This window comes from Francisella sp. 19X1-34, assembly GCF_041102755.1.
Classification (GTDB): Bacteria; Pseudomonadota; Gammaproteobacteria; order Francisellales; family Francisellaceae; genus Francisella.
Genome location: NZ_JBGCTX010000052.1, coordinates 1 through 17979, shown reverse-complemented (window position 1 = coordinate 17979; position 17979 = coordinate 1). Strand labels below are relative to the sequence as shown.

Sequence of the window (17979 nt, the reverse complement as noted above, 5' to 3'; positions counted from 1 at the left end):
TAAAAAAATCATATATTACTTTTCAGTATATTTTAAACAATTTTAAAATTAATATCAGATTTCAACAGTCCCATAATAGAAATTGTATAGTTAAATTTTTTTAAAGAGAATGATGCATCAGCTTAACTATTGTTAAATAAAATTTGACAAGATGTGGCTTGGAAAGGCTTTGTATTTTAATTTCATTTAAGTTTAGGAAATTATCTTCTGAATTCAGGATAATCTTAGATATGTAAATTTTCTATCAAATGAATCGGTTAACATTTTTCTTTTTCCTTTTTACAAAAATATCTATAACAATGTTCACGATGCAATCATTTTTGTTAAAAGAATATCCTTCTTTTGTTATATCTTGTTTCATATTCAAAAGGTCTTCTAATTTGAGCTTAAATATGAAATTACTATTCTCATAATAGAAGTCATTTTGTTGACCTATTTTTAGAGTAACTGTCAGGTTTGTGTTAGGTAATATAATTTTTTCGGAGATAGAATCACCTTCATTATTTAACCTTAAACTATCTTGATTATTTAGTTTTAAGCGGACTAAGTTGTTATAGAGTTTTAAATTCATTTGTTTTCTCTCCACTTAACATACTAAAGTCATCAGGTGTATTTACATTAATAAAAGTTTTAGCAGAAATATTTTTACTTTGCACAGAAATACATTCCATATTGCCAAACAATAGTTTTTTCATTGAAATATTTTGAGATGATTTAATAGTCGTGTTCACTTGGTTTAGACTTTTAATATCTAGCCAACAAGGTAAAAAATAGTTGTTAAAAATAACTGACTTAGTGTCAAGTTCAGCTAAATGTTCAAATCCTTTTATAATAGTGCTTTTTTCAATATAAGGCATATCAACTGGAACAATGACAGCTTTCTCATAACCTTTATCTAGAAGGTGGTTACTTATGCCCAAAATTGCACTTGCAGGACCTGATTTAGGATATTTATCTACTAAACACCTATATCTTTTATGATTCCCTGAAATATATACATGCTTTCCTAAAGCTGAATATAAGGTTTCATAGGACCTTTGCAGAAAAGTTTTACCATTAAGAGCTAAGCATGATTTATCTTTTCCCATTCGAGAAGAGAGTCCTCCTGCTAAAACTATCCCAACACAGTTAGTTAATATGCTCATGTTTGACCACGCAACCTTTTACCCATTCTATTTTACCGTCAATATAATGCTCACGTTTCCAAACAGGGCAACTATGTTTTATCGCTTCGACAATATAACGATTAGCCTTATAACAATCATCTCTATGTGGAGTACTAGTTGATACTAACAAGCTTATTTCACCTACATTTAGGTATCCTTCATAGTGAGCTATATAAATACAAACTTTAGGATATTTCTCTTTAGTTTTACGAATTATCTTATTTAAGACATTTTTTGCTAGAGGTCGACAGACATCATAGTCAATACCTTTGACTTTTTTGCCTTCATTATGATTTCGAACTACTCCAATAAAGTGAATAGTAGCACCATGCGCATCATTTTTTAGTATTTGCTCAGCATCATTTATAGCTATTGTTTTATCTGTAATATGAGCAAAAGAATTTTTATTTTCCATAATCTATAATTTGCCTATCTAAGTTAAATCTCTCTACCCACCACACACAGGAGGTATTATGAATAGCTTTTGATTTTCAGGTAGTATTTCGGAGGCTTCAAAGAATTGTTCTTCTGTAGCTATAACTGAGCTATTAAATAAAGAATCTGCTTCTTCTAGAAGTTCTAAAGATTTTAAGTTTTGTAATAATAATTCTTTAAGTGTTATTGAATTGATTTTTTGATTGGCTTTTAATGTAATTTGTGTGGTATCAAAAAACTCTTTTGCAGGTCCACAAACTTCTACTGTATAGTTCATATACTCTCCTGTACGGATATTCATTTTACTTAAAAGGGAAATACTTGAACGATATCACCTTTGTTAAATTGTTTTATAGCCCCATCTAATTTTATCCAGGTGTTTGAAGTTAGCATTGGGCTTACCATAAAGGATGCTTGAGCTTTAGGAGTACTTACTATAAGCTCACCTGAACTATTTGTTGATAGGGTACCTCTAAGAAAGAAGCTTAAAGGTTTATGTAGTCTTATATCGTTGTCCAGTATAGCATATGTAGGTTCTTTGGGAGTTATAGAGTACAGCAATGAAATAAAGGGGTGTACAAAAAAATTATATCCTGATGCTACAGATCCTGGGTTACCTGGAAGGCCAAAATAGTAGCTCCCATTAGGTAAAATAGCAAATAAAGTAGGCTTTCCTGGGCGAATAGCTACTTTATGCCAAATAATATTTGCACCAATTGCTTTTAAACTCCTTGGGATAAAGTCATATTCTCCTGCAGAAACTGCTCCTGTTGATATTATAATTTTAGGAGGAGTTTCTTGAGCTATTTGGGATTTTATTATGTCTATAAACTCTTCATCACTATCAGAGGTTAGTCTTATATGTTCTGAAGCTATACCAAAATCAGTTTCTAAGCTTTCTTTCAAAAAAGGAGCATTACAGTCTCTAACCTGAAAACGTGAATCAATATTGCTTTCAGCTAGTTCTTTACCTGTTGAGATTATTAGAGAAGGAATACTTTTAAATACTTCTATATTGTTAACTCCTAAGCTAGCTAGCGCCATTATTTTTTGACTATTAATGCGAGTTCCTTTTTTTAGTAGTAGTTGAGATGTTTTTATATCTTCTCCAGCAAAACGGATATTAGCATATTGCTTTACAGGTGAAAATACCGCAGCTTTATTATCTTTTTCTTGGATATTTTCAACAGGGATTACCGCATCAAACCCCTCTGGTATAGGGGCTCCAGTCATTATTTTGACAGCAGTGTTTTCATTTGAGTTATTAATTAGAGTGTTATCGCCGGCTGCTATTGTATCGATAATTTCAAACCAGCATGGTGAATCTTTAGTAGCATTTTTAGTAATATCAAATTTAACAGCGATACCATCCATAGCTGAATTATCATAGCTAGGAAAGTTTTCATTAGCAGTAATATCCTTTGCTAAGAATTTATGGTTAGCTTTAGAAAGCGTTACATTCTCTATAAGACTACTATCTTGTTTGGCAATTTCTAAAATTTCATTTCTAGCTTTTATATATGGTGTTAGCATCATTTTACTCACTTAATATTATTTATTATTCTCACAAGATGTGGTAACAAATGTTTTAGAGCGTCTAGTCCCTCTTTTACAGCATTTGGATTTCCAGGAAGTGCAACGATTAAGGTTTTTTTGTATACTCCGGCGATTGTTCTACTAGCCCATGAAAGGTGTGTATATTTTTCTCCATCCTTTCGTAAAAGCTCAGAAACCCCAGGTATTTGACGTTCACAAATATCTTGAATAGCTTCTGGAGTAACATCTCTTGGTGAGACACCAGTTCCACCTGTGGTAATTATTAAATTTGGACTTTCTTGATCAACTATATTAATAATCGTTTTCTTTATAAGTTCTCTTTCATCAGGAATAACTCTTTTTGCTAGTACTATAGCACCTTGATCTTCGAGTATGTTCGAGAGAACTTTACCTGACTTGTCCTCATATATTTTTGCAGATGCTCTATCACTAATTGTAATATTTGTACAAGATATTTTATCAAAGAGTTTTGGTGTGTCTATTATCTGTCTTATTGATTCTGGTAGATATTTTTCATTATAAATCTTATCGTTTTTGCCACCTTCTTTATATAAAAGCCTAATATCTGAAATCAGCATATCTTGACCATACATTTTACATAAGTCATATATACACAGCAGCGCTGCTTGTACTCCAGCAATAGCTTCCATTTCCACACCTGTTTTTGCATGCGTCCCAACGTAACAAAAGACTTCGACACAGCTTTGATCTTTGTTTATTTCTGTTTTGACACTTACATGATCTATGGCTAGAGGGTGGCATAATGGCAAAAGAGTTGCGGTAGACTTTGCACCATTAATTCCAGCAATTTCTGCTAATGGTAGTACATCACCTTTTTCTAATTTTCTTTCTGCAACTAACTCAAGTATCTCACCTCTCATTTGAATTTTACCCGTAGCTAGAGCTCGCCTATGAGTAGGATGCTTGTTGCCTACATTTATCATGTTATAAGATGAGTTTTGAAAGAATTCTTTTATGATTTTATCAGTATCTGAATGCATTTTTCGTTATTGAAAATGAAAGTTTTAATACTGAATTTTAACACTAAAGATTAAGTTTATATATTGGAGTAACAGCAGACTTTAGTTACTTTTTATTTTGAAATTGAGGTTTTATTTTTCAACTTTAAAAGTCGTACCGCAGTATGGACAAGTATTTGTCTTTTTATCCTCAAGATCAATATATACTCTTGGATGTAAGTTCCAGTTCTCATGATACTTAGTTGGACAAGATACTCTTTCACCAGGTTTGACTTTAATAATTCTTTGTTCTTTTTTCATTTTTCTGATGTAAAAAATCTTATAGTGCCTAGATTTTAACAAAAATATAAGGAAATTAATAATACAAAAACAAATATAAATCACTTATACTTAAAGCGTTATGTAAAAAACAAAAGGTTTTGACATATGAAAAGGTTATATAATGCAAATATGTCAGCAAAAGTATCTCGTTCAAAATGGGATATTTTAGCTTTATCAATAATACTTTTAGTCTTATGTATCTTTGTATGGTCAACCTCTAACCTTGGTGGTTCGGTTGACTATACTAATCAAGCAAGTGTAGAAAAATACTCAGAAATTTCATTAAACCTATGGATGTTGCCGTATTATACAGCAGAAACAACTATTAGGATGTTTATTGGCTTAGGGATTTCTTTACTTATTACATTTATTTTTGGGACATGGGCTGCAAAAAGTAAGAGAGCTGAGAGTTTAATTATACCAGTTGTAGATATTTTACAATCCATACCAGTATTGGGTTTTTTCGCTATAACAGTAACTGGTTTTTTAGCACTATTTCCAACTTCCTTATGGGGAGCACAGGCAGCTGTAATTTTTGGTATTATAACAGCGCAAGCATGGAATATGATACTGAGTTTTTATCAGTCGCTAAAAACAGTTCCTAAAGAGTTAAATGAAGCAGCTGAGATGTATCAGCTTTCACCTTGGCAAAAATTTTGGAAAGTTGAAGTGCCATTTTCGATGCCAGGTTTAGTTTGGAATACTATGATGTCGATGTCAGCAAGCTGGTTTATGATAGTTGCATCTGAAACTATAATGGTTAATTTCAGTGCTTCACAATCTATACCTATAAACTTATCGGGTATAGGATCTTTTATTGATGCTGCTAATAACGCCCAAAGTTTTGGAGCTGTTGGAGCTGCTATAGTTACTATGTTAATAACAATTGTACTATATGATCAGCTTTTATTTAGACCTTTAGTTGCTTGGTCTGAGAAGTTTGTGATAGGTGATAATCCTTCAGAAGCTCATAGTAAATCATGGTTCTTAAATATTTTACAGAAATCTCTAGCTGTAAAGTTTTTTACATCTGTGCTAGCTAAGATCTCTAATAAAGTAGTCAATATTAAATTATTTAAGAAGGATCTTAATAAAGCATATAATCAAAAGATCCATCGTAAGGCAGAAAAAACAGAAAGTGCCTTTAAAAGAGTCTTCTGGAATGTAGTTATTACAATTGTTATTTTGCTTTTATTATTCTCAATGTACCAAACTATTTATGCAAAAAATCCTAATATAGGTATAGAAGAAACTCTAAAAGTTTTTATGTATGGTTTATTTACAGGTGTGAGAGTGGCTGTTTTGATACTTATTACATCTTTAATATGGGTTCCAATAGGTATTTGGATTGGTTTAAGGCCTAAGATTGCTCAAAAAGTTCAGCCTTATGCACAAATGGCAGCAGCTTTCCCAGTGAACGTTTTATATGGGATATTTGGTACGCTAGTTGTAATGTTTAACTTACACTTTGATATCTGGTGTATTCTTTTGATGGCTCTTGGAACTCAGTGGTATATTTTATTTAACGTTATTGCAGGAGCATCTGCGATACCAGAAGAGTTAAAGTTTGCTGCTACAAATATGCAGTTAAAAGGTCTAGCTAAACTTAAGAAGTTCTTAATACCAGCAGTTATGCCTTATTATGTTACTGGAGCAATTACAGCAGCAGGAGGTTCCTGGAATGCTAGTATCATTAGTGAATATATAAACTGGGGTAAAGACTCTGTAATTCAAGCTTCAGGTATAGGCGATTATATTACAAAGTATACAAATATGCCTGGTGATCATACAGCTAACGTTCTTTTAGGTGTGATTGTAATGTGTATATTAGTTGTAGCATCAAATAAGCTATTTTGGCGCAGATTGTATAACTATGCAGAAAATCGTTTTAGTATGAATATGTAGGCATAGGGAGATTTTTTAAAATGAGTAAGAAGATATTTACAGTAGAAAATGTTAACAAAGAATTTAATATTAAAGGAGGTCACTCTCTTAAGGTATTAGATAATATAAACTTTACTCTTCATGAAGGTGAAATAGTTGCCTTATTGGGTAAATCAGGCTCTGGTAAGTCAACGCTTTTGAGAATAATAGCGGGGCTTTTAAGTCCATCAAATGGTGAAGTATTATATCGAGGCAAAAAAGTATCTGCGCCAGTACCAGATATTTCAATGGTTTTTCAAAGCTTTGCTCTTATGCCATGGCTGACAGTTTTACAAAATGTTGAATTAGGTCTTGAAGCACGTAAGATAAACCTTAAAGAGCGCAGAGATAGAGCTTTGAAAGCTATTGATATGGTAGGTCTTGATGGTTTTGAAAATGCATATCCTAAGGAGCTCTCTGGTGGTATGAAACAGCGTGTTGGTTTTGCAAGAGCTTTAGTTCTTGAGCCAGATGTTTTACTTATGGATGAACCTTTTTCAGCTCTTGATATTCTTACTGCGGAAAACCTTAGAGAAGATTTGTTAGATTTATGGGAAAATAATGATGCTATGAATGGTATCTTATATGTGACTCATAGTATTGAAGAAGCTGTTTTAACAGCAGATAGAATCATAATATTTGGAAGTAATCCAGGTTTTATTCGAGGTGAGTTAAAGATAGATATTTCTCATCCAAGAAGCTCACAAGATCCCGTCGTTGCAAACCTAGTTGATGAAGTTTATCGTATGATGACGACAGCACAGACAAAAGAGCTTTCTGAACGGATGAATAAGAAAACAGCTATGACGATTGGTTATAGACTTCCAGATGTGGATATTTCTGAGATGAATGGTCTTTTGGATGAAATGGCAGAAATTAAAAATGTTGATGCTGTAGATCTTCCTCAGCTTGCAGATGAGTTACATTTGGATATTGATGATTTATTCCCAATTATTGAGATCCTTTCTATTTTACGTTTTGCAGAAGTTTCTGATGGTGATATTAAAATGACTGCGATGGGACGTAAGTTTATTGATTCAAATATTGATGATAGAAAATTCATTTTTGGTAGGTTATTCTTGAAATACATACCTCTAGCACGTCATGTTGTTAAGGTTTTAAATGAAAGAGAGAATCAATCTGCACCAAGAAGTAGGTTTTTAGCAGAGCTTGATGATTACTATCCAGTAGATGTTGCTGAGAGAGTATTTGATACATTTATTGATTGGGCTCGTTATGCTGAGCTTATCTATTATGATGCAAATACAGGAATTATTTCATTAGATGATAATGCTGCTGAATACATCAAGAAAATGTAGATTTAGTTTTTATTATACAGAATTTAAAAAATATGAAAAAACTTCCTACGAGTTTTTAAAAAATCTATATTAGCTAAAAGATCTATCATTGAGACTATTTTTGGTTATCTTAAAAATAACTTAATTTGTATGGTATACAGCGTATAGGTTTATTAAATAATGCTTTATACATATAAATACTAAACATGAAATAGTTATCCGATTGAGGTGGATTAAACTAATTCATAATAGAGGAGGCTCTATCTTCCAAACTTCTTGTCTTATCATACCTTGATTTACTACTTTGTTTAGTTATAAATGTTATATGCGTTGCATGTCCAGTGTGTGTAATAGCAGTTGCGTAGGCGAAAGGTAAAGTTAACATTATTAAAATTATTAATATTTTTTCCATAACATATCTATCCTTATTGATTTATTTATAATGCTATATTACATTAAACTTTTATTCTCCATTTGTATTAAGAAGATCCATATATAATTTTTTCACCTCTTATCTTATTGAGACATTTTAATTATCATTCTTTTGTATTCATAAGTAAAATGAATAGTTATTATAATAGTAATAAAAAAAAGTAATAAAACATGTCTTTATATAAAATTATTTATTTTTAATACGTGAGATAATGGAGAAAAGTGTAAAAATTAACCTAATAGTCTGCTACTGTTTATAGCAGTTATAGAAAAGGAAATAAAATAACTTGCTGTATAAAATTTATTAACAAAATAATATTAGCAATATAATGAATTCCAAGGAAAATAACTTATAGAGGTTGTTATGGGATTTATTTATAAATTTCTAATAATTCTCCTGATACCTATTTTTCTCTTTGCTAAAGAAGATTCTTCTAATCATAAATCTAATGAGAAACAATCTCGTAGAAATAAAATATTGATATTACAACAAGAGGTTGCTTCATTAAAAAAGCAAATAGATAAGCTTAATGAGCCTCAGAGTTTGATGTCCAGAGCTTCAGATCAGGAGTTTTCAACTTATAATTCACAAGTAGTGAATGCTGTGAGTACTCCAATGACAACATCTATTCATTATGTTAAAGGTGATAATTATATAGTAACAAGAGTCAGTAGTATTGATAGTTTTGATCAAATTCTAAGACGAGATAAAGAAAATCAAGGAGTATTTGTTTCAAATGAAGTGATTGATGTTGGTGGAGAGCCAGCTATTACAACTCAAGGGCAAATAACTTATTTGGGATCATATTCTGGGAATAATACAATACCTATTGGCCAGATATCAAGAAACCTGTTTTCTTCAACTATAATTGGCCAAAGAGATAAATTTGGTGAATATTCGATGTTCTTTGGAGGATACCTTGAAGCAGATGCTCAGACATGGTTCGGTAGCCAAATAAATAGGATAGCAGGAGCATCTAATTTCCCAGCCTCTGGTCAAAATATGTATTTGACTACATTAGATCTATATTTTCTTGCCAATGTAGGACACTATGTAACAGCAGTATTTGATTTTGTTACTGATGAAGATAGTAATTTTGGACTTAGAAATGGTTTTGTTATTATAGGTAATTTAGATACGTCACCTTTTTTTATGACAATTGGGCGCCATAGACGATTATCATTTGGAACATATGGAGGAGGAGGCCCTTGGAGCAACGGTATTACAGCTGATTTCTTAGCTCCAGATTCAGTATCGGATGTATCATTTAATTATAAGACTAATACAATAAATGCTAATATAGCAGTTTTTGGTACACAAAATAATCATGCTGACTTTTCTACAGCTATATTTTATGCCAATAAATTGACCATGAACTTATCATATGGTTTTAATTTTGGATATATATTTAATATTGCAGGAGCCGGAGATAGTAGTATTCGAGACTTCCTTCATAGTGTCGGAAAAAGTAGTGATAATCTTGGCGTAATAAATATTGATGGAACATTGGCGTATTCAGTACTAGAAGGTACTTTACAGTTTCAAAGCGGCTGGGCTACGACAGTAAATAAAGAAGACTTCAATGATAATGGGACTGATGTTAATGCAGGGGCTTGGTATATTAGTTTAGCTTATGGGATTAAGCTTTATGGACGAAATACAAACGTTAACTTTAGCTATGGTCAATCATATAATGCTGGAAATATACCAATGCCATTATCAATAGCATCACCAAGTTTTGGACTTGCTAGTTCAGGTATAAAAAATCAGTGGATAGTCTCAGCACAGAGAGCATATTTTGATAATAATATATTATTAGGGCCAGAGTACTCTTATCAACGCTTATATAATAATCAACATATGAATACACTAACGTTGGATTTATCAGTGTATATATAGAATATAAAAGGCAACTAGCCTTATAGATTGATAAAAAAATGAATATACGATAATATTTTACATTCATATTAAGGCATTATCTCTTTTGGGAGTTGACTTTGAGTAATAGTATAGAAACATTCTTACACTCATCTAACTATGTTATGTTAGCTTCCGGTTTGATATTGTTTTCTGCTCTTGTATCTCAGTTTTTATCTTGGAAATTAAAACTACCGTCAATCCTATTTCTGATCTTAAGTGGAATTATTTTAGGGCCTGTATCAGCTCAGTTGTTTCAAGGAGGTTTTAAACTTGTTGATGGGCCAGTTATCTTTGGTGAGGCATTGTCTCCTTTTGTGTCGATATGTGTAGCTATAATTTTATTTGAAGGGAGCCTTTCATTAAATTTTAGTAAAATAAAAAATATTAGTAGTATTGTAATTTTACTTATCACTATTGGTTTAGCACTGACAGTAATATTTACAGCTATTTTCTGCCATAGTGTATTAGGATTAAACCTTCAGCTATCTCTATTAATAGGGGGTATAACTTGTGTTAGCGGGCCGACTGTAGTACCACCATTAATGCGAACAGTAAGACCTAAAAGACATGTTGCAAATATCCTAAAATGGGAAGCTATAATCGTTGATCCTATAGGAGCCCTTGTAGTTGTATTTATGCTTTCTTGGTTTGTTTTAGGTAGCTCATATTATGGACAGCCTAATGGAGTCAGTGTATTTATTGCATATATAATATTTGTTTGTATTCTTGGAGTGACTGCAGGTTTTGTTTTTGGTTATTTAATTGGCGTAAGCTTTAGAAGGCATTATATTCCAGAGTATTTAAAAAGTTTCTTTGTTTTAGCTGTTATAGTCGTAGGATTTATAATTACAGATTCTTTAATGCATGGCGCGGGACTTTTAATGGTTACTGTGGCAGGTCTTGTAATGGCAAATATGAAGGATATTCGAATGTCTGATATCGTGTCATTTAAAGAAAACCTCAGTATAGTTATTATTTCGGTGTTGTTTATTGTATTAGGTTCAGATATTGATTTTAGTTTATTCAAAGACTATTGGTTAGCATTAATAGAGATATTCCTATTTTTACAGTTTGTTTTACGACCTGCTGTAGTATTATTATGTTCGATTGGATCAAAGATAAGCTTTGCCGAAAAGATCGTTATGGGGATGATTTACCCTCGTGGTATTGTAGCTGCTTCTGTGGCTGCATTAGTAGCAGTTAAGATTAGTCATTCAAATTCACAGCTAACATCCCAAGCAGATATTTTAGTATTTTTTGTATTTATGATAATTATATTTACAGTTATCTTTCAGAGTATTTTTACTCCTATAATATCAAAGGCTTTAGGAGTTACAGAGCCTGAGGGTAAGGGTTTTTTAATTATTGGTGGAAATAGATTTGCTCGTGAGTTAGCAGAGATTTTTGTTAAGAATGATATTGAAGTTATTATCACAGACTCATCTTGGGCAAATGTTCAAAAATGTCGCCAGCTTGGTTTAAATACATATTATGGAAGTCCAGTTTCAATTCATGCAGATTGGAGTATTAATTTAGTTGGTATCGGGTCAATGCTTGGCTTGTCAACTAGTGAATATGTAAATGCAGTATCAGCTGTTAAATATAAGCATGAGTTTGGTTCAAAGAATACTTATGTTTTACGAGCATCTCAGAAAGAAAGTTATAAAGGTATTGGAGCTATAGAGACAAATCTTGCGACACTACTTTTTGATGAAGGTGTGGATTTTAATCTTTTGATAGATAAGTTGAACCAAGGAGCTAGTATTAGAAGTACCAATATTACACAAAACTATACACTAGATAATTTTTTTGCTGATAACTTAGGTGCAATAGCATTATTTATTATTGATAATAATGGTTATGCACAGCCATTTGTAAAAAATAAGAAAATCAAATCAGATAGTTATAGTTTGATCTCACTAAGAGATAACTCTAATAAAAGAAATAAGGATCAGTTATGTCTAGATGTATAAGAAGTTTTAATGGTAAGGATCCAAATGTCGCTGAATCTGCATATGTTGATGAATCAGCTGCTGTGATTGGTGATGTTATACTTAAAGATGATGCTTCTATTTGGCCTCAAGTTAGTGTTAGAGGTGATTTATTGACTATTAGTATTGGTAAGGGTACTAATATCCAAGATTGTAGTACATTACATACTACAGAATATCCTAAAGACTCAGGTGAAGGTTGCCCATTAACTATTGGTGATGATGTAACAGTAGGTCATGGTGTTATATTACATGGTTGTGAAATTAAAAATAATTGTTTAATAGGTATGGGTTCTATAGTTTTAGATAGTGCAGTTATTGAGCCTTGGGTTTTTTTAGGTGCAGGTAGCTTAGTTCCTCCTGGTAAAGTTCTTGAATCTGGTTATATGTATTTAGGATCTCCAGTGAAGAAGGTTAGACCAATAAGTGATCAAGAGAGAAAAATTATACAAGAAAATGCAAAACATTATGTCAAAGTTAAAAATAGGTATAAAGCAGATATCTAAATTCTTACTGGTTTCTTTATTTGCAAGTGTAATAGTATCTTGTACTACTATGCAAACAAAAATAGTTCCAATATCTTCAAAAAATACTTTTGAGCAAGATAAAGTAAAAGATCAACTTCTTAAACTAAATAATTGGCAGATCAGAGGGGTTTTAGGAATTATTTATAATGATAAAGCTGAATCTGCGAATTATATATATACTCAAGATGGCGATAAATTTAGTATCAAGCTTTATGGGCCTTTAGGTATAGGTAGTGTTAAGATTACAGGCGATCCTAACCAAGTAACATTAGAAAATAGCCAGGGACAAAAAATACAAGCCAAAGATGCTAAATCATTGATGCTAGAGCAACTAGGCTGGTATGTACCTGTAGATGGTTTGAAATATTGGGTAAAAGGTATAGCTATCCCTAATATCAAATATAAATCAAAGTTAAATCAAAATAATCTTACAGAAACATTACAGCAAAATAATTGGGATATCTCATATAAAAATTATCAGCTTGTGAGTTCTAAATATCCATTACCATCAAGAATAAGAATGGACAGAGATAATCTAATAATAAAAATAGTTATAAAATCATGGCAGATCTAAGATATAAAGAATATAAGAGTTTCGCAAAGATTAATCTTTTTTTACATATATTGAATAAAAGAGATGACGGTTATCATAATCTACAAACTTGGTTTACACTTCTAGATCTAAAAGATGATTTGAAATTTAGATTTAATGATTCATCTGAAATCAAGATCTCAAGCAATATAGAAATATCATCAAAAGCTGATAATTTGATCTATAAAGCTATAAAAGAGTTCCAGAAGGCTTTTAGTATTCGTCACATCGGTGTTGATATAGAATTATCAAAGCAAATACCTATGGGCGCAGGTCTTGGAGGTGGAAGCTCTAATGCTGCAACAACTCTTATGGCAATGAGAGATTTTTATATTCCGAATTTACCTAATCAAGATATGATGGAAATAGCTGCTAAACTTGGGGCTGATGTGCCAATATTCTTATACGGTAAATCAGCATGGGCAGAAGGAATAGGTGATAAACTGTATCATAAAAATTTTGAAGAGCAGTATGTGTTACTTATCAAACCTAATATTCATATAAGTACAAAAGAGTTTTTTGAGAGTAAAGACTTGATTAAAACAACGACTAATTTATCTAAAGATCTCGGCTTTGATAAAAAGCTTATGCATAATGATTTTGAAAATGTTTTTTTTGCGAAATATCCTCAATTTAATCAGTATCTTAAAGACCTTGATTCTAATTTTAGAATGACTGGAACAGGGTCATGTTTTTATCTGTTATCACAAGATAAAGACAAACTACAACAACTTGCAAGAAAAATTGATAAACCTCTTGACAAATGGGTGCTTAAGACATTAAACTATGCCTACTAACTTTTGAGGTTAGTTTTTTAGTTGGGCTATCGCCAAGCGGTAAGGCAACGGGTTTTGATCCCGTCATGCGCAGGTTCGAATCCTGCTAGCCCAGCCATGCAAATTCCTAAAATTTTAAAATAAATCCCCCACTGACTTTTAGACCAAAAATATATATAATTGTTAGCTAATGTTATATTAACTAAGTTAAAAGTATGTCTGAGAATTATCATATTGGCACACCTGGTAAAAAATGGGGTTCACAAGAGAAGCAACAGTGGCTTAATGAGCAAGATAAAAAAAGATCTTATAAAGAAGAAGCTGAGATAAAAATATTAGCTTTAGCTACAGAGTTTGATGTGGAAATATACCATGAGTTAGAATATTCGGTAGGTAGCTATAAACTTTATGCTCTTAAAACTAAAAGCTGGGATGCTTCTAAGCCATCTATTTTAGTTACTGGTGGAGTGCATGGATATGAGACAAGTGGAGTTCAAGGTGCAATTAGTTTTGCTCAAACTAGAGCTTTAGAGTTTGCAAAAGATTTTAATATAGTTATACTGCCATGCATAAGTCCTTGGGGTTATGAAACAATTAATCGTTGGAATCCTAATGCGGTTGATCCAAATAGATCTTTTTATTTAGATAGTGGTTGTCAAGAAGCAGTTGCTGCAATGAAGTATGTATATTCTTTAAAATATGATTTTATAATGCATATAGATTTGCATGAGACTACAGATACAGATGATAGTGAGTTTAGACCAGCGTTAGCTGCTCGTGAGGGTATATTTATAGATAAGTGGGGTATTCCTGATGGCTTCTATTTAGTAGCAAATAGCAATAAGCCTCACTATGAGTTCCAGAAAAGTATAATCGATGCAGTAGCTAAGGTTACTCATATTGCACCTACAGATCCAGATATGAGTATTCTTGGTGATGATTCTATAAAAGATGGTGTTATGGCCTGTAATTCAGATAAAGAAAAGCTTTGTATGTCTTTATCTAATGCTGAATATACAACAACTACAGAAGTATATCCAGATAGTCCAAAAACTAATCCCGAAGAATGTATCTTAGCTCAGGTTGAGGCAGTAGTAGCAGGTATAGAGTATATAAAAAGAGTAAATAGGTAAAATAATGTTAAATGGTTTAATTAATGTTGCTGATTTCTTAGTTAGTATAGTTTTTGGCTTATATGCATTTATCTTATTATTTAGATTCTTCTTACAGTGGGTGAAGGCAGATTTTTATAATCCTGTTTGTCAGATGATTATGCGTATTACTAATGCTATTATTTTACCACTTAGAAAGCTTGTACCAGGCTTTTTAAGTTTGGACTGGTCTTGTATTGTAGCAGTATATCTAGTTTTTGTGATACAGGATTTACTTTTAGGTTTATTAAATGGCTTAGGCTTTAATTTAACATTTATATTTATAAAGCCTGTTGTGGATATAATCTTTGCTATCATAAATATGTATGTTTATTTGATAGTTATAAGAGCTATAGCTAGCTGGTTTATACAAGGTGGTATGAATCCTATATTAATTGTCATATTTCAAATCACAGAGCCATTATTAGCAAGAGCTAGAAGTATTATAAAACCGAGATCGGGATTTGATTTTTCACCAATTATTGTTCTAATAGTTCTATTTTGTATCCAGATATTTTTACAAAGCGTACTTGCTCAGCTTTTCCATTATTAATTTTAGAAGTTTTTTTGATTAGTAATTATAGTTTTATAAAATTAAGTACAATAGTTTTCTTTTAGAAGAGGCTAAATGCTATTATCAATGTAGTTGAGATGTATTTTTGTATTTAATGATTACTGTAAGACAAGTATGGCTTTTGATTGTTTTGTCGCTTACAAGTATCACTCTATGCTATTCATATGAGCATATTGAAAGCTTTAAATATAATCAAGAAATATCACTATCTGGTGTGGTTGTTACTATTCCAAAGCAAGATAATGACATGCTAGAGTTTGTCTTTCATACATATAAGTATGGGGATATTCTACTTAAGGCAAATAATAGCTATCGGCACTATTTAATGCCAGCTAATAAGCTAACACTATTAGCAAAAATCTATAAGCCACATGAGTATGATAATACTAATGCTTTTAATTATTACAAATACTTAGAGCATCACAGTATCGTTGGTGTAGGGAATGTTAAAAGTGGTTCTAAAATCACATATAACGGTACAGCTATTTTATCTTTACCAAAAAGGTTTAGATATTATATTTATAGTCATTTACAGAGTCAGTTAAAAGAGAGTAAGCTGAAGCCTTTTGTATTAGCTTTACTGATTGGTGATAAAGATTTCACTAAATCTGAGCAGACCTTATTAGTTAATTCAGGAACTTCTCACCTTATGGTGATTTCTGGCTTACATATAGGCTTACTGGCATTTATAGCATTTTTGATTTTTAGAGGGATATGGTCTTTTTCTCCAAAATTGTGCCGTAAGTTACCAGCACAGTATGTAGGTACTATTTGTTCCATTATTGTAGCTTTTAGCTATAGCTTACTTGCTGGATTTAGCCTACCTACTCAACGAGCCGTTATTATGCTACTAATAGTTGTCGTATTATGGCTTCTTAAAAAGAGAGTGTCGATTACTCAATCTCTTTTTATTGCATTTGTGATCATCATGTTGTTAGATTTTAAATCTATCTATAGTACTAGCTTATGGCTTAGCTTTTCTGCGGTAAGTATACTAATTCTTATTTCAATATTGCTGCAACAATATAAATCAAGATTAGCTCTTTTTTTATTACCACAAGTTTATCTAACAATATTTTTAATCCCTATCTCTGTATATTATTTTAGCAGTTTTTCTCTAGTTTCGATTTTAGCAAATATTGTTGCTATTCCTTTAGTAAGCTTTGTAATATTACCATTATTATTATTTTGTTTGGTTATTTCTTTTATAGGTTTGAAGCTTTGGTTTATACCAATACTTTTTTTAAAGCTTCTATACATATATTTAGAGTTTTTAACTAAGCATATTCAGCTTATAGAATATTGGAGCTATTTTTCATTAGCTAGTCTTGTAATTGTGATTATTGGTATTATTTTATTGATTTTTCCTTTTTCTAAATCAGTTAGATTACTAGGATTAGTAATGTGCTTAGTTTTCTTCCAGTCATCTACAGACTTATCAAAGAAGTATAAATATTTTCAACTACATGTTTTTGATACTCGAGATCAGATGGTTTTAATTCAAAATAAGGGTCAAAATCTTTTATATACATCAGTCAAAAATTTAAGCAATAAATATATCTTATCTAATATTTTAGAGAACTATCTAAAGCTTGAAGGTATTGATAAGGTTGATTATTTAATCGTTGTGGATAATCAAAAGAAATTGAATTTAGAGGGGATTAAACAGACTATCGATGTAGAAAGAATTATTTCAAATATAGATAATGATAGTAGTCCATACGTAATAAAATGTAGTTATAAGAATAATCTATCATTTGGCAATTTACGTATTAAGTTTTTATCAAATCAAAATACTTGCTTAGTTGATATAAGCTACTTAGATAAAGAATTTCTATTATTTGATAATGCAAGTCTAAAGTCTCAAGAAAAAGTTTTCAATCTATATAATAGAGTAGTTTCACCAAATATTATAATTACACCAACAGAGCTATATCCAAGCTTTATTAATAATGAGCTTGATTATATTATTTACATCTCAAATAAAGTAGAAGAGTTGTACCAGATTAATAATTTAAAACAGGAAGTTTTTGATACATATGCAAATGGAGCTATAACTGTTCAGATCGATCAGAATAATAAATTAAATATTATTTCTCAACTTAAAAAGTATTAGCTTAGTATAGATTCAGGTACTTGTAATAAGTGGATAAGATTGTAGTTTATAGAGATAATTACTAAGTTTTTATCTCTATTAGAGGATTTATAGCCGTAAGGTTTAGAGAATTAAAAATTATTAATCAATATATTTAGTTAAGATCGACCCTTTACAGACTTTTGTGTAAATTTTTCATAGGCTACCAATCCTATCTTCAAATTTAATCATAAAATGTGC

Annotated in this window: 16 protein-coding genes and 1 tRNA gene; 11 read left to right on the top strand and 6 right to left on the bottom strand. The window is 31.2% G+C overall.

Features of this window, described 5'->3' with window-relative positions; genetic code table 11:
• Positions 1 to 551 precede the first annotated feature (551 nt).
• The 6 genes from AB8E56_RS08700 to AB8E56_RS08675 all read right to left on the bottom strand — a co-directional run bounded on the left by AB8E56_RS08700 (position 552) and on the right by AB8E56_RS08675 (position 4438).
• The gene (locus AB8E56_RS08700; RefSeq protein ID WP_329480145.1) at positions 552 to 1145 is read right to left on the bottom strand and encodes a molybdenum cofactor guanylyltransferase; all 594 of its coding nucleotides are present in this window, start codon (positions 1143 to 1145) and stop codon (positions 552 to 554) included.
• The gene (locus tag AB8E56_RS08695; protein WP_329480143.1) at positions 1129 to 1581 is read right to left on the bottom strand and encodes a molybdenum cofactor biosynthesis protein MoaE; all 453 of its coding nucleotides are present in this window, start codon (positions 1579 to 1581) and stop codon (positions 1129 to 1131) included. The genes AB8E56_RS08700 and AB8E56_RS08695 overlap by 17 nt, the downstream gene beginning before the upstream one ends.
• Before the next feature lie 33 nt (positions 1582 to 1614).
• Positions 1615 to 1902, bottom strand: coding sequence for a hypothetical protein (locus tag AB8E56_RS08690; RefSeq protein WP_329480141.1), 288 nt, complete (start codon positions 1900 to 1902; stop codon positions 1615 to 1617).
• 5 nt (positions 1903 to 1907) lie between these two features.
• A complete protein-coding gene (locus AB8E56_RS08685) occupies positions 1908 to 3137 on the bottom strand; it encodes a molybdopterin molybdotransferase MoeA (RefSeq protein WP_329480139.1) in 1230 nt (409 codons plus the stop codon).
• Between the two features lie 5 nt (positions 3138 to 3142).
• Positions 3143 to 4159 carry a bifunctional molybdenum cofactor biosynthesis protein MoaC/MoaB gene (gene moaCB, locus AB8E56_RS08680; RefSeq protein WP_329480137.1) on the bottom strand — a complete coding sequence of 339 codons (1017 nt, stop codon included), beginning with the start codon at positions 4157 to 4159 and terminating at the stop codon, positions 3143 to 3145.
• A gap of 111 nt (positions 4160 to 4270) precedes the next feature.
• On the bottom strand, positions 4271 to 4438 hold the full coding sequence (locus AB8E56_RS08675) for a zinc-finger domain-containing protein (protein ID WP_329480135.1): 168 nt from the start codon (positions 4436 to 4438) through the stop codon (positions 4271 to 4273).
• Positions 4439 to 4564: 126 nt separating this feature from the next.
• Between AB8E56_RS08675 and AB8E56_RS08670 the strand changes: the two genes are divergently transcribed.
• The 11 genes from AB8E56_RS08670 (at position 4565) to AB8E56_RS08620 (ending at position 17760) form a co-directional block, all read left to right on the top strand.
• Positions 4565 to 6364: an ABC transporter permease subunit gene (locus tag AB8E56_RS08670; protein WP_329480133.1), complete on the top strand. Its 1800-nt coding sequence runs from the start codon at positions 4565 to 4567 to the stop codon at positions 6362 to 6364.
• Positions 6365 to 6384: 20 nt separating this feature from the next.
• Positions 6385 to 7701 (top strand): nitrate/sulfonate/bicarbonate ABC transporter ATP-binding protein, encoded by a 1317-nt coding sequence (locus tag AB8E56_RS08665; protein WP_329480131.1) that lies wholly within the window; start codon positions 6385 to 6387, stop codon positions 7699 to 7701.
• Between the two features lie 775 nt (positions 7702 to 8476).
• The gene (locus tag AB8E56_RS08660; RefSeq protein ID WP_329480129.1) at positions 8477 to 10012 is read left to right on the top strand and encodes a DUF3573 domain-containing protein; all 1536 of its coding nucleotides are present in this window, start codon (positions 8477 to 8479) and stop codon (positions 10010 to 10012) included.
• A gap of 98 nt (positions 10013 to 10110) precedes the next feature.
• Positions 10111 to 12006 (top strand): sodium:proton antiporter, encoded by a 1896-nt coding sequence (locus AB8E56_RS08655; protein WP_329480127.1) that lies wholly within the window; start codon positions 10111 to 10113, stop codon positions 12004 to 12006.
• On the top strand, positions 11991 to 12530 hold the full coding sequence (locus AB8E56_RS08650) for a gamma carbonic anhydrase family protein (RefSeq protein WP_329480125.1): 540 nt from the start codon (positions 11991 to 11993) through the stop codon (positions 12528 to 12530). The genes AB8E56_RS08655 and AB8E56_RS08650 overlap by 16 nt, the downstream gene beginning before the upstream one ends.
• A complete protein-coding gene (gene lolB, locus AB8E56_RS08645; RefSeq protein WP_329480123.1) occupies positions 12481 to 13125 on the top strand; it encodes a lipoprotein insertase outer membrane protein LolB in 645 nt (214 codons plus the stop codon). The genes AB8E56_RS08650 and lolB overlap by 50 nt, the downstream gene beginning before the upstream one ends.
• A complete protein-coding gene (gene ispE / locus AB8E56_RS08640) occupies positions 13113 to 13940 on the top strand; it encodes a 4-(cytidine 5'-diphospho)-2-C-methyl-D-erythritol kinase (RefSeq protein ID WP_329480121.1) in 828 nt (275 codons plus the stop codon). The genes lolB and ispE overlap by 13 nt, the downstream gene beginning before the upstream one ends.
• Positions 13941 to 13962: 22 nt before the next feature.
• Positions 13963 to 14037: transfer RNA gene (locus AB8E56_RS08635), tRNA-Gln, on the top strand.
• 97 nt (positions 14038 to 14134) lie between these two features.
• The gene (locus tag AB8E56_RS08630) at positions 14135 to 15052 is read left to right on the top strand and encodes a M14 family metallocarboxypeptidase (RefSeq protein ID WP_329480119.1); all 918 of its coding nucleotides are present in this window, start codon (positions 14135 to 14137) and stop codon (positions 15050 to 15052) included.
• Positions 15053 to 15056: 4 nt separating this feature from the next.
• Positions 15057 to 15623 carry a YggT family protein gene (locus tag AB8E56_RS08625; protein ID WP_329480117.1) on the top strand — a complete coding sequence of 189 codons (567 nt, stop codon included), beginning with the start codon at positions 15057 to 15059 and terminating at the stop codon, positions 15621 to 15623.
• A gap of 118 nt (positions 15624 to 15741) precedes the next feature.
• Complete coding sequence (locus AB8E56_RS08620; protein WP_329480147.1) at positions 15742 to 17760, top strand: ComEC/Rec2 family competence protein; 2019 nt, start codon at positions 15742 to 15744, stop codon at positions 17758 to 17760.
• The last annotated feature ends 219 nt before the right edge of the window (positions 17761 to 17979 follow it).

Bases quoted from the DNA above. Each gene is read 5' to 3' on its own strand.
- AB8E56_RS08700 (WP_329480145.1), bottom strand. From the start codon at position 1,145: ATGAGCATATTAACTAACTGTGTTGGGATAGTTTTAGCAGGAGGACTC.
- AB8E56_RS08695 (WP_329480143.1), bottom strand. From the start codon at position 1,581: ATGGAAAATAAAAATTCTTTTGCTCATATTACAGATAAAACAATAGCT.
- AB8E56_RS08690 (WP_329480141.1), bottom strand. From the start codon at position 1,902: ATGAATATCCGTACAGGAGAGTATATGAACTATACAGTAGAAGTTTGT.
- AB8E56_RS08685 (WP_329480139.1), bottom strand. From the start codon at position 3,137: ATGATGCTAACACCATATATAAAAGCTAGAAATGAAATTTTAGAAATT.
- moaCB (WP_329480137.1), bottom strand. From the start codon at position 4,159: ATGCATTCAGATACTGATAAAATCATAAAAGAATTCTTTCAAAACTCA.
- AB8E56_RS08675 (WP_329480135.1), bottom strand. From the start codon at position 4,438: ATGAAAAAAGAACAAAGAATTATTAAAGTCAAACCTGGTGAAAGAGTA.
- AB8E56_RS08670 (WP_329480133.1), top strand. From the start codon at position 4,565: ATGAAAAGGTTATATAATGCAAATATGTCAGCAAAAGTATCTCGTTCA.
- AB8E56_RS08665 (WP_329480131.1), top strand. From the start codon at position 6,385: ATGAGTAAGAAGATATTTACAGTAGAAAATGTTAACAAAGAATTTAAT.
- AB8E56_RS08660 (WP_329480129.1), top strand. From the start codon at position 8,477: ATGGGATTTATTTATAAATTTCTAATAATTCTCCTGATACCTATTTTT.
- AB8E56_RS08650 (WP_329480125.1), top strand. From the start codon at position 11,991: ATGTCTAGATGTATAAGAAGTTTTAATGGTAAGGATCCAAATGTCGCT.
- lolB (WP_329480123.1), top strand. From the start codon at position 12,481: ATGCAAAACATTATGTCAAAGTTAAAAATAGGTATAAAGCAGATATCT.
- ispE (WP_329480121.1), top strand. From the start codon at position 13,113: ATGGCAGATCTAAGATATAAAGAATATAAGAGTTTCGCAAAGATTAAT.
- AB8E56_RS08630 (WP_329480119.1), top strand. From the start codon at position 14,135: ATGTCTGAGAATTATCATATTGGCACACCTGGTAAAAAATGGGGTTCA.
- AB8E56_RS08625 (WP_329480117.1), top strand. From the start codon at position 15,057: ATGTTAAATGGTTTAATTAATGTTGCTGATTTCTTAGTTAGTATAGTT.